The following is a 12,560-nucleotide window of genomic DNA, read 5'->3' as shown; positions in this document are numbered from 1 at the left end:
CGACCCCAACAATCGTGCAGGCTTGTGATTCTGAGCATCGAAAATTTCCGCGCTCTCCCGACCGGCGGCGGGCGGGCCACCTGCGGCCATGAACTAGGGTCGGAGGCTGTGCCCAGCATTCCCCAGCCTCTCCTCCCGGACGACGACGGTTCGGCCGCGCCGGCCGTCGCCGCCGCGCTGCAGGCCTTCCACGCGGGTACGGCGGGCCCGGCCGACGTGCTCAACGTCCTGACCGGCGCCCGGCTGCTGGTGCCCGTGGTCGCCCTGCTGACCGAGTCCGAGGTCGGGGAGCACGGGCTGCGGCAGGAGAAGGAGAGCGAGATGGCGCTGCCCAAGCTCGTCGGCAAGGACGGGCGGGAGGCGGTGCTCGCGTTCACCGGCGCCGAGTCGCTGGCCAGGTGGCGGCCCGACGCCCGCCCCATCCAGGCCTCCGCCCTGCAGGTCTGCCAGGCCGCCGTGGGGGAGCGAGCGGCCGCCGTCGTGATCGACGTGGCGGGCCCGCACTCGTTCGTCATCGAGGGCGCCGCGCTGGAGGCCATGGCCGCCGTCGCCTCGGGCGGCGTCCCTGACTCCGGAGACGCCATCACGGTCACCCGCCTGGCGGAACCCGCCCCCAGGCGCCGCCGCTTCCCGTGGTCACGCCGCCGCTAACTCATCTGCGGCGGGCGACGCCGCCCCAGACCCAGGGATGGTTGTCGGGGATGCGGGGGATCTCGCCGTCGGGACGCCAGCGGGAGACCTGGACCACGCCGGGATCCAGCAGCTCCATCCCCTCGAAGAAGCGCGTCACCGCCGCGTGCGAGCGCAGCACCAGCGGCGCCGTCGCCCTGTCGTAGGCGTCCGCGCCGTGCGCCGCCACCTCGGGATCGAAGTCCTGCGTGACGTGCGAGATCACCAGGTGACTGCCCGGCGCGGTAGCCGCCATCAGCCTGGACACCACCCCGTAGGGATCCTCCGAGTCCTGCACGAACTGCAGCACCGCCACCAGCAGCACCCCGATGGGCCGGGCGAAGTCGAGGGTCTGGCGGGTGCGCGGGTCGTCCAGGATGGCGCCGGGGTCGCGCAGGTCCGCCTGGATGACCGTGGTCTTGCCCACCATCAGCGCGCGGGCGTGCTGCAGCACGATCGGGTCGTTGTCCACGTAGGCCACCCGCGCCCCCGGGGCGGCCTCGTGCGTGTTGGGCGAGGTCGGGATCCCGGTGCCGATGTCCAGGAACTGCGTGATCCCCGCCTCCGCCAGCGCCCGCACGGCTCTGACCAGGAACGCCCGGTTCTCCCTCGCGCCCAGACGCACCCCGCCGCGGGTCACCTGGATCATCTTCTCGGCCGCGACCCTGTCGGCCTCGAAGTTGTCCTTGCCGCCCAGGTAGTAGTCGTACATCCGCGCCGGATGCGCCACCGACGTGTTGATCTTCGGAGGTTCGCCCATAGTGGGGTTGATCTTAGGCATGGCGCCTTTTCCGGCGGGAGCCCCAAAAATGAGGGTCTTCCGCATTATGGTCACGGGGTGGTCATCATCGCCGCCGTCCTCGGGCTCGTCCTCGGCCGCTACCTCCGGACGTTCGTGCAGGAGTTCCAGGGGACGGATCCGGTCGACGGGGAGTTCCGCCGCGCCGTCCACGCCACCGTCCACCTCAGGCCCACCGTGATCCTGCCGCCCACCATGGAGGTGGCCACCGGGCTGGTGCTCGCGCTGGTCGCCTGGCGGGCGGGCCTGCCGTACCTGCTGTTCGCGGTGATCGGCCTCGTGCTGGCCGTCATCGACTGGCGCACCACGCGGCTGCCCGACGCCATCACGCTGCCCGCCTACCCGCTGGTCGCGCTCACCCTGCTGCCGACCGGCGAACTGGGCAGGGGGCTGCTCGGCGGCGCGGCGCTGGCCGCCGTCTACGGCTGCCTGTGGGTGCTGCGACCGCAGGCCATGGGGCTGGGCGACGCCAAGCTGGCCGGGCTCATCGGGCTGGCCTGCGCCACGCTGAGCTGGCAGGCGTGGCTGGCGGCCGCCTTCTGGGGTCAGCTGCTCGGCGCCCTGTACGCCGTCGGGCTGCTCGTCAGCAAGCGCGGCGACCGCAAGACCCAGTTCCCCTTCGGCCCGTTCATGCTGCTGGGGGCGCTGGCCGGGCTGTGTCTCGGTTGACGGACACCGGACATCTCACTGGGCCGCGCATGGAAGACTTGTACGCATGTTGCGCTGGTTGACCGCCGGAGAGTCCCACGGGCCCGAGCTCGTAGCCATCATGGAGGGCCTGCCGGCCGGGGTCGAGGTGACCACGGCCGACATCGACGAGGCGCTGCGCCGCCGCCGCCTCGGCTACGGCCGCGGCGCCCGGATGAAGTTCGAGCAGGACGAGGTCACCATCGTCGGCGGCGTACGGCACGGCCGCACGATGGGCAGCCCCGTGGCGATCCGCGTCGGCAACACCGAGTGGCCCAAGTGGGAAAAGGTCATGGCGGCCGACCCGGTCGACCCGGCCGAGCTGGAAGGCCTGGCGCGCAACGCCCCGCGCTCCCGACCCCGCCCGGGACACGCCGACCTGGCGGGCATGCAGAAGTACGGGCTCGACGACGCCCGCAACGTGCTCGACCGGGCCAGCGCCCGCGAGACGGCCGCCAGGGTGGCGCTCGGCGAGGTCGCCAGGCGCTTCCTGAAGCAGGCGCTCGGCGTCGACATCGTCAGCCACGTCACCGAGATCGGCGGCGCCCGCACCCCGGCCGACGCACTGCCCGGCGCCGGCGACCTGGCCCGCATCGACGAGGACCCGGTGCGCTGCTGGGACCCGCAGGGCAGCGCCGCGATGGTCGAGGTGATCGACCAGGCGCACAAGGACGGCGACACGCTCGGCGGCGTCGTCGAGGTCCTGGCCTACGGCCTGCCGCCCGGCCTGGGCAGCTACACCCACTGGGACCGCCGCCTCGACTCCCGCCTGGCCGGGGCGCTCATGGGCATCCAGGCCATCAAGGGCGTCGCCGTCGGCGACGGCTTCGAGACCGCGCGCAGGCCCGGCTCGCGCGCCCACGACGAGATCGAGTACACCTCCGCCGACGGCGTGCGCCGCATCACCAACCGGGCCGGCGGCGTCGAGGGCGGCATGACCAACGGCGAGATCCTGCGCGTCAGCGCCGCGATGAAGCCGATCTCCACCGTCCCGAGGGCGCTGGCCACGATCGACGTCAAGACCGGCGAGGCGGCCAAGGCCCACCACGAGCGCTCCGACGTCTGCGCCGTGCCGGCCGCGGGCATCGTCGCCGAGGCGATGGTGGCGCTGGTGCTGGCCGACGCCGCGCTCGAGAAGTTCGGCGGCGACTCCGTGGAGGAGGTCGCCCGCAACCTGTCCGGCTACCTTTCATCGATGGTGATCAAGTGACGACCGCAGTGCTGATCGGCCCGCCCGGCTCCGGCAAGACGACGCTCGGCAAGCTCCTGGCCGAGCGGCTGGGCGTCGGCTTCCGCGACACCGACACCGACGTGGAGGCCGTGGCGGGCAAGCCCGTCAGCGACATCTTCGTCGAGGACGGTGAGGAGCGCTTCCGCGAGCTCGAACACCAGGCGGTACGGCGGGCCCTGGCCGAACACGACGGGGTGCTGTCCCTCGGCGGCGGCGCCGTGCTCAACCCCGAGACCCAGGCGCTGCTCGACGGCCACACCGTGGTCTACCTGGAGGTCGGCCTGGCCGACGCCGTGCAGCGGGTCGGACTTGCCTCGGCGCGGCCGCTGCTCGTGCTCAACCCGCGCAGCCAGCTGAAGAAGCTCATGGAGGAGCGGCGCCCGATCTACGAGCGGCTGGCCGTACTGACCGTGAAGACCGACAAGCGCGAGCCGGAGGAACTGGCCGAGGAGATCCTCAAGGAGCTCGCCAAGTGAGCAGGATCACGGTCAGCGGCGACAGCCCCTACGACGTGGTGGTGGGCCAGGGCGTGCTGGGCGAGCTGCCCGGCCTCATCGGCTCCGGCGCCGCGACCGTCGCGGTGATCCGCCCCGAGGGCCTGACGGAGATCTCCGGAAACGTCCGGCAGGCGCTGTCCGGATACCAGGTCCTCGACCTCCCGGTGCCTGACGGGGAGGCGGCCAAGACCGTCGAGGTCGCCGCCGGGCTCTGGTCGGAGCTCGGCCGCAACGGCGTGACCAGGTCCGACGCCGTGGTCGGCGTCGGCGGGGGAGCCACCACCGACCTGGCAGGGTTCGTGGCCGGCACCTGGCTGCGCGGCGTCAAGGTCGTGCTGGTGCCCACCACGCTGCTGGCCATGGTCGACGCCGCGGTCGGCGGCAAGAACGGCATCGACACGCCCGAGGGCAAGAACCTGGTCGGCACGTTCCTGCCGCCCGCCGGCGTGCTGTGCGAGGTGGAGACGCTCAGGAGCGTGCCGCGCGCCGACTACGTGGCCGGGCTCGCTGAGATCATCAAGGGCGGCTTCATCGCCGACCCGCGGATCCTGGAGCTGATCGAGGAGGACCCGCAGGCCGCCACCACGCCCGACGGCAAGCACACCCTCGAGCTCATCGAGCGCAAGATCCGGGTCAAGGCCGACGTCGTCGGCGCCGACCTGCGCGAGTCCGGGCTGCGCGAGATCCTCAACTACGGCCACACCCTGGCCCACGCCGTCGAGCGGCACGAGAACTACCGCATGCGCCACGGCGAGGCCGTCGCCATCGGCATGGTGTACGCGGCCGTGCTGTCGCGCCTGTCCGGCCGGGCCGACCTGGTCGACAGGACCAGGGCCATCCTGACCTCGGTGGGCCTGCCGGTCTCCTACCGGGCCGACGCCTGGCCCGCCCTGCGCGAGCACATGCGCCTGGACAAGAAGAACCGCGGCGCCAAGCAGCGCTTCGTCGTCCTGGACGAGCTGGCCAGGCCCGCCCGCCTCGAAGGCCCCACCGAGGAGCTGCTCGAGGCCGCCTACGAGGAGGTCGCGCGATGATCCTGGTGCTGAACGGCCCCAACCTCAAGCGGCTCGGCACCCGCGAGCCCGACGTCTACGGCGCCGAGACGTTCGAGGACCTGGCCGAGCTGTGCGTGGCCACCGGCCGCGAGCTGGGCGAGCACGTCGAGGTGCGGCAGACCGACGACGAGGCCGAGCTGGTGAGCTGGCTGCACGAGGCCGCCGACGGCCGCATCCCCGTCGTGCTCAACCCGGCCGCCTTCACCCACTACTCCTACGCGCTGCGCGACGCCATCGCCCAGCGCACCGCGCCGCTGGTCGAGGTGCACATCTCCAACCCGGCCGCGCGCGAGGAGTTCCGCCACAACTCCGTCGTGGCCGGGGTGGCCACCGGCACGATCGCCGGTTTCGGCCTGCGCTCCTACGTGCTGGCCCTGCACGCCATCACGCAGCTGTCATGACGCGATACCGCTCCTTCGTCGCCCTCGGCGACAGCTTCACCGAAGGACTGAACGACCCGGGCGACGACGGCGCCTTCCGGGGGTGGGCCGACCGGGTCGCCGAACGGCTGGCCGCCGACGACCCCGACTTCCGCTACGCCAACCTGGCCGTGCGCGGCAAGCTCATCGACCAGATCGTCGCCGAGCAGGTCCCCCTCGCCGTCGAGCTGGCGCCCGACCTGGTCAGCCTCTGCGCCGGCGGCAACGACCTGCTCCGCCCCGGCGCCGATCCCGACCGGATGGCCAAGAAACTGGCGGGAGCCGTACGCGACCTGCGGGCCACCGGCGCCGAGGTGCTGCTGTTCACCGGCGTCGACCCGCGCGACACCCCGCTCATGCGCCGCCTGCGCGGCCGCTTCGCCGTCTTCTACCTGCACCTGCGCAGCATCGCCGACCTGTACGGCTGCCGCGTGGTCGATCAGTGGTCCATGCAGGGGCTGCGCGACTGGCAGGCCTGGAGCGAGGACCGCCTGCACATGAACGCCGACGGGCACCGCCTGGTGGCCGCCCGTGTGCTCGACGTGCTCGGCGTGCCGCACGAGGAGTCCTGGCACAAGGTGTGGCCGGCGCGAGTCGTCGACCCGCGCGTCAAGCGGCGCGAGGACAGCCAGTGGATCCGCGAGCACCTGGTGCCTTGGGTGACCAGGCGGCTGCGCGGCAGGTCCTCGGGCGACGGGCTGCCGCCCAAGCGACCCGAGCTCACACCGTGGAAGCGAGCCTAGCCCCCGGGACCGGTGCCCGGGGTATGTGGCGCCGTGGCGGCGGGCAACCCTCACCGACTCGCCGGAAGCGCCGGGCGCGGGTCGTCAGCGCGTGACGGCGGGCGGCCGGTAGGGCGGCTCGCCGTACAGGAGAGGGCTGGATCAGCCCGCGAGGCGGCGGAGGGCGGCGCGGGGGACCTCGGGGTCGGTGGTGCGCCAGAACGGGGGCAGGGAGCCGAGCAGGAAGCCGCTGTAGCGGGCCGTGGCCAGCCGCGGGTCGAGGACGGCGATGACGCCGCGGTCGTCCTGGGACCTGAGCAGGCGTCCGGTGCCCTGGGCGAGCAGCAGGGCGGCGTGGGTGGCGGCGACCGTCATGAAGCCGTTGCCGCCCTTGGCCGCGACGTGGCGCTGCCTGGCCGAGGTGAGCGGGTCGTCAGGGCGCGGGAACGGCACCCGGTCGATGATGACCAGCCGCAGCGAGGGCCCGGGCACGTCGACGCCCTGCCACAGCGACAGCGTGCCGAACAGGCAGGTGGGCTCGTCCTCGGAGAACTGCTTGACCAGCAGCATCGTCGAGTCGTCGCCCTGGCAGAGCAGCGGCACGTCGAGCCGGTCGCGCAGCGCCTCCGTGGCGGCCTTGGCGGCGCGCATCGAGGAGAACAGCCCGAGCGTGCGCCCGCCCGCCGCCTCGATCAGTTCGGTGATCTCGTCGAGGTAGGCCTGGGGGAGCCCGTCGCGGCCGGGCTGGGGCAGGTGCTTGGCCACGTAGAGGATGCCGGAGCGCGGGTGGTCGAAGGGCGAGCCGACGTCGATGCCCTGCCAGCCCTTGTCACCGAGCCCCCACTGCCGAGCCATGCCATCAAAGGTGCCGCCGAGCGCGAGCGTGGCCGAGGTGAGAACCACCGTGCGCTCGCCGAAGAGCCTGTCGCGCAGCATGCCGCCCACGTTCAGCGGCGCGACCCGCAGCACGGGCGGCCGCCGGTCGTTGCCCTCGTCGAGCCAGACCACCTCGGCGCGGTCGGCCTCGGTGGCGTGGCCGTAGGCCTCGAGCATCCGGACCGCGGTGTCGTGCACCTCGTCGAGGGCGGTGAAGGCGGCCTTGCGCTGCCCCGCCTTGTCCGGATCGTCCTTGTCGCCGCCGCGCGGCCCCATCGCCGTGACGCACCGCTGCGCGCTGTCACGCACGAGCGCCAGCGTCAGCCCCAGCACCTCGGGCAGCTCGTCGATGCGCCCTGCGGGGGCCGCCGCCAGCAGCGCCTTGAGGTCCTCGCCCGCCTCCATGAGCTGGTCGGCGGTCGGCTGGTCGATCAGCCGCCCCACCCTGCGTACGGCCAGCGACACCGAAGCCTCGGACAGCTCGGAGGTCACCACCGAGGTGACCCGGTCGACCAGCTCGTGCGCCTCGTCCACGACGACCACGTCGTGCTCGGGCAGCACCGGGATCTCGCCCATCGCGTCGATGGCCAGCAGCGCGTGGTTGGTCACCACCACGTCGGCCTCGCCGGCGCGGGCCCTGGCCAGCTCGGCGAAGCACTCGGCCCCGCTGGGGCAGCGCTGCGCGCCCAGGCACTCCTGCGCGCTCACCGAGAACTGCCGCCAGGCCTGCTCGTTGACGCCGGGGACGAGCTCGTCGCGGTCGCCCGTCTCGGTCTCTTCCGCCCAGTCCTGGATGCGCTGCACCATCCGCCCGGTCGCGCTCACCTCGCGCGGGTCGAACAGCTGGTCCTGCTCGTCCTCCTCGGGCCAGCCCGCGGTCGCCTTGTAGCGGCACAGGTAGTTGCGCCGGCCCTTGAGGATGGCGAACGTCGGCTCGTGCGGCAGCTCCTTGACCAGCGACTCGGCCAGCCGCGGCAGGTCGCGGTCGACGAGCTGGCGCTGCAGCGCGATCGTGGCCGTGGACACCACGACGGGCGAGTCGGACTCCATCGCGTGCCTGATCGAGGGCACCAGGTAGGCCAGCGACTTGCCGGTGCCGGTGCCGGCCTGGACCGCGAGGTGCTCCTCGTCGTCGATGGCCTGCTGCACGGCCTTGACCATGGTGATCTGGCCCTGCCGCTCGCTGCCTCCCAGGGCCTTCACGGCGGTGCTGAGCAGTTCGTCGACTGGGGGGAGGTGGGAGTCCGGCACGGCAGTAAACGCTACCCGCATTCTCGCGTGGGCGCGCCGAACGCGCAGTGATCGTACGGACGCATCCCGGCGTTCGAGGAACCGGGGCGCGAGGCCCATGGCACACTGGCCGTCGGAACTCCAACCCGGTCAAAGAAGATCTTCCTGCTGAGATCGGTGGGGTTCCAGATGGGCGTGGGAAGGCCGGTTAGGTAGGGTTTTCCGGGGTTGAGTGGACGGATAAAGGCTGGTTAAAGCAATATGTCTGCCATGTCGGAAGTTGTCCCGTTGCCGTCGTTCGGTGAAGTGTTCTTCGACGCCAGAGGTCAGGAACGGTGCCTACGGGTCACCTGGCACGAGGGCACCCTGGTGCTCAGCCTGTGGCGTGGGGAGATGTGCACCGCCAGCTTCCGCATGCCGATGGACGACGTGGGGCGCCTGCTCGACACGCTCGACGACGGCTTCGCGGAGGCCACGGGCGAGCAGCCGGCGATCCCCGCCGAGGTCGATCCGGGCACCGAGGTGATCCCCGGCACCGGGCAGTACCACCGCCCGGCCCAGCCGGTTCCACAGCCCGCCGCGCCGCCGCTCGACGAGCGGCCCACCGCCGCGCTCCCGCCCAACGACGTGCTGGTCGCCAGGGGCACGCCCGGCCACCAGGACAAGCTGGTCGCCTCCTACGCCGAGACCACCGTCCCCCGCGAGACCGCCATCCCGCAGTACGGCGAGCCGCAGCGGCAGCCGTATCCCGCCGAGCCGCAGCGCCAGCCCTTCACCGGCCCGCAGTACGTCGACCAGAACGACCCGCTCGCCCAGCCCCACGAGCCGTTCGCCGGCCCCCACTACACCGAGCAGCGCCCCCACTACCAGGACAACCCCGCCTTCACGGGCCCGCAGTACACCGACCAGGGCACCTCGTACTACACCGAACAGCCCCAGCCCGCGGAGCCCTTCTACCAGATGCCGGGCGAGCGTCCCCGGCAGCCCATGACCGACCCGCTCGGCTTCCCCTCGCAGGCGGCCCCCGCCCCGCAGCAGCAGGGCTACTACGACCAGCAGCCGCAGCAACCCCAGCGAAGCACGGGCGCCGCGGGCCTCGGCACGCCGATGCACGGCATCCCCGGCGCCGGCCGGCGCACCGACCCGCCGCAGCACGAGCCCAACCCTGTCGACCCGCTGCTGGCCCTCGGCACGCAGCAGCCGCAACATCCGCAGGAGCCCCTGTCGCGGCCGTACGTGGGCGACCCGATGTTCTCCACCGGGGAGCGGCTGCGCCCCGAGCAGCAGTACGACGAGCGGGGCGACCGCAGGGAGTGGTGATCGCCGAGGGGCGCGCGCTCGGCTAGTCTGCGGGCGTGCGCGCCGATCTTGTGCGATTAGCCCTTCTCGCCGCCGTCCTCGCTCCCGCGTGCCTCCCGCCGCCCACAGCCACCTCCATGCCGTCCCGGTCCCCGCTCGCCGCCCGCCTCGCTACGGTGCGCTTCTCGCCTGGTATCCCGGATATCTCGTGGTACGGCCGAGCCGCGCCGCACGCCGTGGCCACGCCGTACGCGGGCAAGAGCCATGAGGCGCGGAGCTTCACCGTGGCCGCGACGGGGGACGTGCTGCTGCACGGGCCGCTGATCGCCCAGGCACGGCGCGACGGCCACGGCAAGGGCCTGGACTTCTACCCGCTGCTGAAGGGCGTGCGGGACGTGATCGGCGCGGCCGACCTGGCCATCTGCCACCTGGAGACGCCGCTGGCCCCGCCCGGCGGGCCCTTCCACGGGTATCCGGTGTTCAGCGTGCCGCCGCAGGTGGTGCGGGCGATCAAGCGCGTCGGCTACGACACCTGCTCCACGGCCTCCAACCACACCATCGACCAGGGCGCGGCCGGCGTGCGCAGGACGCTGCGGGCGCTGGAGGCCGCCGGGCTGCGGCACGCGGGCTCGGCCAGGAGCGCCGCGGAGGCCGCCAGGGTGACGCTGCTCGAGGTGCGGGGGGTCCGCGTCGCCCACCTCTCCTACACCTACGGCACGAACGGCATGATGGAACCGCGCAACAAGCCCTGGCTGGTCAACGACGGTCTCGACCCTCGTGTGATCATCAAGGCGGCCCGCAGGGCCAGGGCCGAGGGAGCGGAGGTGGTGATCGTCAGCCTGCACTGGGGCACCGAGTACCAGCATGCGCCCGACGCCCGGCAGCGGCGGGTGGCCGGGCGACTGCTCGCCTCCCCGGCCATCGACCTGATCGTCGGGCACCACGCGCACGTGGTGCAGCCGTGGGACCGCATCCACGGCAAGTGGGTGGTCTACGGGCTGGGCAACCAGGTGGCCAACCCGTCGGCCGGGCCCGAGGGTACCCACCAGGGCGTCATCGCCTGGTTCCGCTTCCGGCGAACCAGGGAAGGCTGGAGCGTGCGTCCCGCGTTGCTGCCGACCAGGATCGGGGCGGGGCCGCCGATCCGGCTCGGGAAAGCGTCGGGGCTCCATGATGTCATCAGGATCGTCCGCGCTCTCGGCGAGCGCGTGCCCGTATTGAGATGAGGGAGCGCCGGTGGATCGGACGTTGATCCTTGATGTGCTGCTGATCGCGGCAGGCGCGATCGCGGTGGCCGCGGTGGCCCGCCGCATGGGCTGGCCGGCGCCGCTGCTGCTGGTGCTGGCCGGGCTGGCGGTGTCGCCGTTCGTGCCGAACGTGCCGCTCAATCCTGACCTGGTGCTGTTCGTGTTCCTGCCGCCGCTGCTGTACTCGGCGGCGCTCGACAGCTCCTACCTGAAGCTGCGCGACGTCAAGCAGGCCGTCGGCATGCTGTCGATCGGCCTGGTGATCTTCACGACCGTGGTGGTCGGGCTGGTCGTGCACCTGCTGCTGCCCGACCTGTCGCTGGCCGCGGCCTTCGCGCTCGGCGCCATCATCGCCCCGCCCGACGCGGTGGCCGCCGTGGCCGTGGGGCGCAGGCTCGGCCTGCCGCGCCGGTCGCTGACGATCCTGATCGGCGAGAGCCTGTTCAACGACGCGACCGCGCTGACGCTCTACCGGGTCGCGATCGGCGCCGCCATCGGCGGCACGGTCAGCCTGTTCCAGGGCGTGGGTCAGTTCCTGTACTCGGCCGCCGTGGGCGTGGTGATCGGACTGGCGCTGGCGTTCGTGTTCGGCTGGATCCTGCAGCGCGTCCGCGACTCGCTGGTCGAGAACACCGTGATGCTGCTGATCCCGTTCGGGGTCTACCTCGCGGCCGAGTCGGTGCACGCCTCCGGCGTCATCGCCGTGGTGATCGTCGGGCTGTACCTGGGCAACCGGATGTACCACACCGGGTTCGGCACCCGGCTGGTGTCCGACGCGGTGTGGAGGGTGACCGCCTTCTTTCTGGAGACCATCGTCTTCGCGCTGATCGGGCTGCAGCTGGTGCCGGTCATCAAGGGGATCGCGGGGCGCAGCGCGTGGCAGGTCGTGGGCGTGGCCGCGGCCGTGTTCCTGGTGACCGTGCTGGCCAGGTTCGTGTGGGTGTTCGTCGTCACCTACCTGCTGCGGATGCTCAGGCGCGACTTCAAGCCCGATCCCAAGGTCACGGTGATCCTCGGCTGGGCGGGCATGCGCGGCGTGGTCTCGCTGGCCGCCGCGTTCGCCATACCCGTGACCATGGCGGAACGCGACCGGGCGATGCTGCTGTTCCTGACCTTCACCACGGTCATCGGCACCCTGCTCGTGCAGGGCATGTCCTTCCCGTGGCTGATCAGGAGACTGCGCGTCTCCAGCGAGCAGGAGATCTACGAGGACCGCCTGGCCGAGGCCTCCGCCCAGCAGGCGGCGCTCACGGCCGGCCTGGAGAAGCTCGACGAGATGGTCGAGCGCGAGGGCGGCAAGCCCGACGAGATCCAGAAGCAGGTCATCGACCAGCTCAAGGAGAAGACCTGGCGGCGCTCGCTGACGGCCTGGGAGCGCCTGGGCGGCGGCACCGGGCAGGGCGGCTCGGAGACGCCCAGCGCCCTCTACCGCCGCCTGCGCAGAGAGATGATGCAGACCGAACGGGAGGTCTTCATCCGCCTGCGCGACGAGCGCAGGCTGGACGACGAGGTGTTGCGCGAGGTCATGGCCTCGCTCGACTTCGAAGAGGCGATTCTGGAGCGCTAGCCCATCACGTTGTCCGCGAAGCACCACCGCCAGCTCTCGCCGGGCTCGTAGGACTGCATGACCGGATGACCGACCTCGTGGAAGTGCCGGGACGCGTGCTTGCTGGGGGAGGAGTCGCAGCACCCGATATGACCGCATTCCAGACAGCGGCGGAGGTGGACCCAGCGGCCGCCGCTGGCCAGGCACTCCTCGCAACCCTCAGGAGTGCGCGCCGGCGGGTCCCCCGCCTTGGAAAGATGCTCGCAAGTTGCCATGGAAGAAA

13 protein-coding genes are annotated in these 12,560 nt (G+C 72.1%); 10 read left to right on the top strand and 3 right to left on the bottom strand.

The window, feature by feature from the left end; genetic code table 11:
* Window positions 1–108: 108 nt before the first annotated feature.
* Complete coding sequence (locus KIK09_RS16195; protein WP_214320035.1) at window positions 109–651, top strand: SseB family protein; 543 nt, start codon at window positions 109–111, stop codon at window positions 649–651.
* Between the two features lies 1 nt (window position 652).
* Here KIK09_RS16195 and KIK09_RS16190 read toward each other — a convergent pair whose 3' ends face one another.
* Window positions 653–1,429 carry an SAM-dependent methyltransferase gene (locus KIK09_RS16190; RefSeq protein ID WP_214320034.1) on the bottom strand — a complete coding sequence of 259 codons (777 nt, stop codon included), beginning with the start codon at window positions 1,427–1,429 and terminating at the stop codon, window positions 653–655.
* Window positions 1,430–1,507: 78 nt separating this feature from the next.
* Here KIK09_RS16190 and KIK09_RS16185 point away from each other — a divergent pair, with 78 nt between their 5' ends.
* From KIK09_RS16185 to KIK09_RS16160, 6 genes are read left to right on the top strand one after another with little or no spacing between them, the layout of a single operon-like run.
* Window positions 1,508–2,137, top strand: coding sequence for a prepilin peptidase (locus KIK09_RS16185; RefSeq protein ID WP_214320033.1), 630 nt, complete (start codon window positions 1,508–1,510; stop codon window positions 2,135–2,137).
* A gap of 46 nt (window positions 2,138–2,183) precedes the next feature.
* Window positions 2,184–3,365: a chorismate synthase gene (gene aroC, locus KIK09_RS16180; protein WP_214320032.1), complete on the top strand. Its 1,182-nt coding sequence runs from the start codon at window positions 2,184–2,186 to the stop codon at window positions 3,363–3,365.
* Entirely contained in the window at window positions 3,362–3,862 is a 501-nt protein-coding gene (locus KIK09_RS16175; protein WP_214320031.1) for a shikimate kinase, read from the top strand. Before aroC ends, KIK09_RS16175 begins: the two co-directional genes overlap by 4 nt.
* On the top strand, window positions 3,859–4,917 hold the full coding sequence (gene aroB, locus KIK09_RS16170; RefSeq protein ID WP_214320030.1) for a 3-dehydroquinate synthase: 1,059 nt from the start codon (window positions 3,859–3,861) through the stop codon (window positions 4,915–4,917). Before KIK09_RS16175 ends, aroB begins: the two co-directional genes overlap by 4 nt.
* Window positions 4,914–5,339 (top strand): type II 3-dehydroquinate dehydratase, encoded by a 426-nt coding sequence (gene aroQ / locus KIK09_RS16165; RefSeq protein WP_214320029.1) that lies wholly within the window; start codon window positions 4,914–4,916, stop codon window positions 5,337–5,339. The genes aroB and aroQ overlap by 4 nt, the downstream gene beginning before the upstream one ends.
* A complete protein-coding gene (locus KIK09_RS16160; RefSeq protein WP_214320028.1) occupies window positions 5,336–6,100 on the top strand; it encodes an SGNH/GDSL hydrolase family protein in 765 nt (254 codons plus the stop codon). Before aroQ ends, KIK09_RS16160 begins: the two co-directional genes overlap by 4 nt.
* Before the next feature lie 141 nt (window positions 6,101–6,241).
* On the opposite strand, the gene KIK09_RS16155 is transcribed toward KIK09_RS16160, so the two are convergent.
* On the bottom strand, window positions 6,242–8,227 hold the full coding sequence (locus KIK09_RS16155) for an ATP-dependent DNA helicase (RefSeq protein WP_214320027.1): 1,986 nt from the start codon (window positions 8,225–8,227) through the stop codon (window positions 6,242–6,244).
* A gap of 228 nt (window positions 8,228–8,455) precedes the next feature.
* Between KIK09_RS16155 and KIK09_RS16150 the strand changes: the two genes are divergently transcribed.
* The 3 genes from KIK09_RS16150 to KIK09_RS16140 all read left to right on the top strand — a co-directional run bounded on the left by KIK09_RS16150 (window position 8,456) and on the right by KIK09_RS16140 (window position 12,298).
* Complete coding sequence (locus KIK09_RS16150; RefSeq protein ID WP_214320026.1) at window positions 8,456–9,505, top strand: hypothetical protein; 1,050 nt, start codon at window positions 8,456–8,458, stop codon at window positions 9,503–9,505.
* A gap of 116 nt (window positions 9,506–9,621) precedes the next feature.
* The gene (locus KIK09_RS16145) at window positions 9,622–10,710 is read left to right on the top strand and encodes a CapA family protein (RefSeq protein ID WP_214320025.1); all 1,089 of its coding nucleotides are present in this window, start codon (window positions 9,622–9,624) and stop codon (window positions 10,708–10,710) included.
* 10 nt (window positions 10,711–10,720) lie between these two features.
* Entirely contained in the window at window positions 10,721–12,298 is a 1,578-nt protein-coding gene (locus KIK09_RS16140; protein ID WP_214320024.1) for a Na+/H+ antiporter, read from the top strand.
* On the opposite strand, the gene KIK09_RS16135 is transcribed toward KIK09_RS16140, so the two are convergent.
* A complete protein-coding gene (locus KIK09_RS16135; RefSeq protein WP_214320023.1) occupies window positions 12,295–12,552 on the bottom strand; it encodes a ubiquitin carboxyl-terminal hydrolase 14 in 258 nt (85 codons plus the stop codon). The two genes, KIK09_RS16140 and KIK09_RS16135, sit on opposite strands and share 4 nt — an antisense overlap.
* Window positions 12,553–12,560: the final 8 nt, after the last annotated feature.

It is taken from the genome of Nonomuraea sediminis, assembly GCF_018531495.1.
GTDB lineage: Bacteria > Actinomycetota > Actinomycetes > Streptosporangiales > Streptosporangiaceae > Nonomuraea > Nonomuraea sediminis.
Note: the sequence above shows the minus strand (reverse complement) of the source record. Positions and strands in the feature narration are given on the sequence as shown.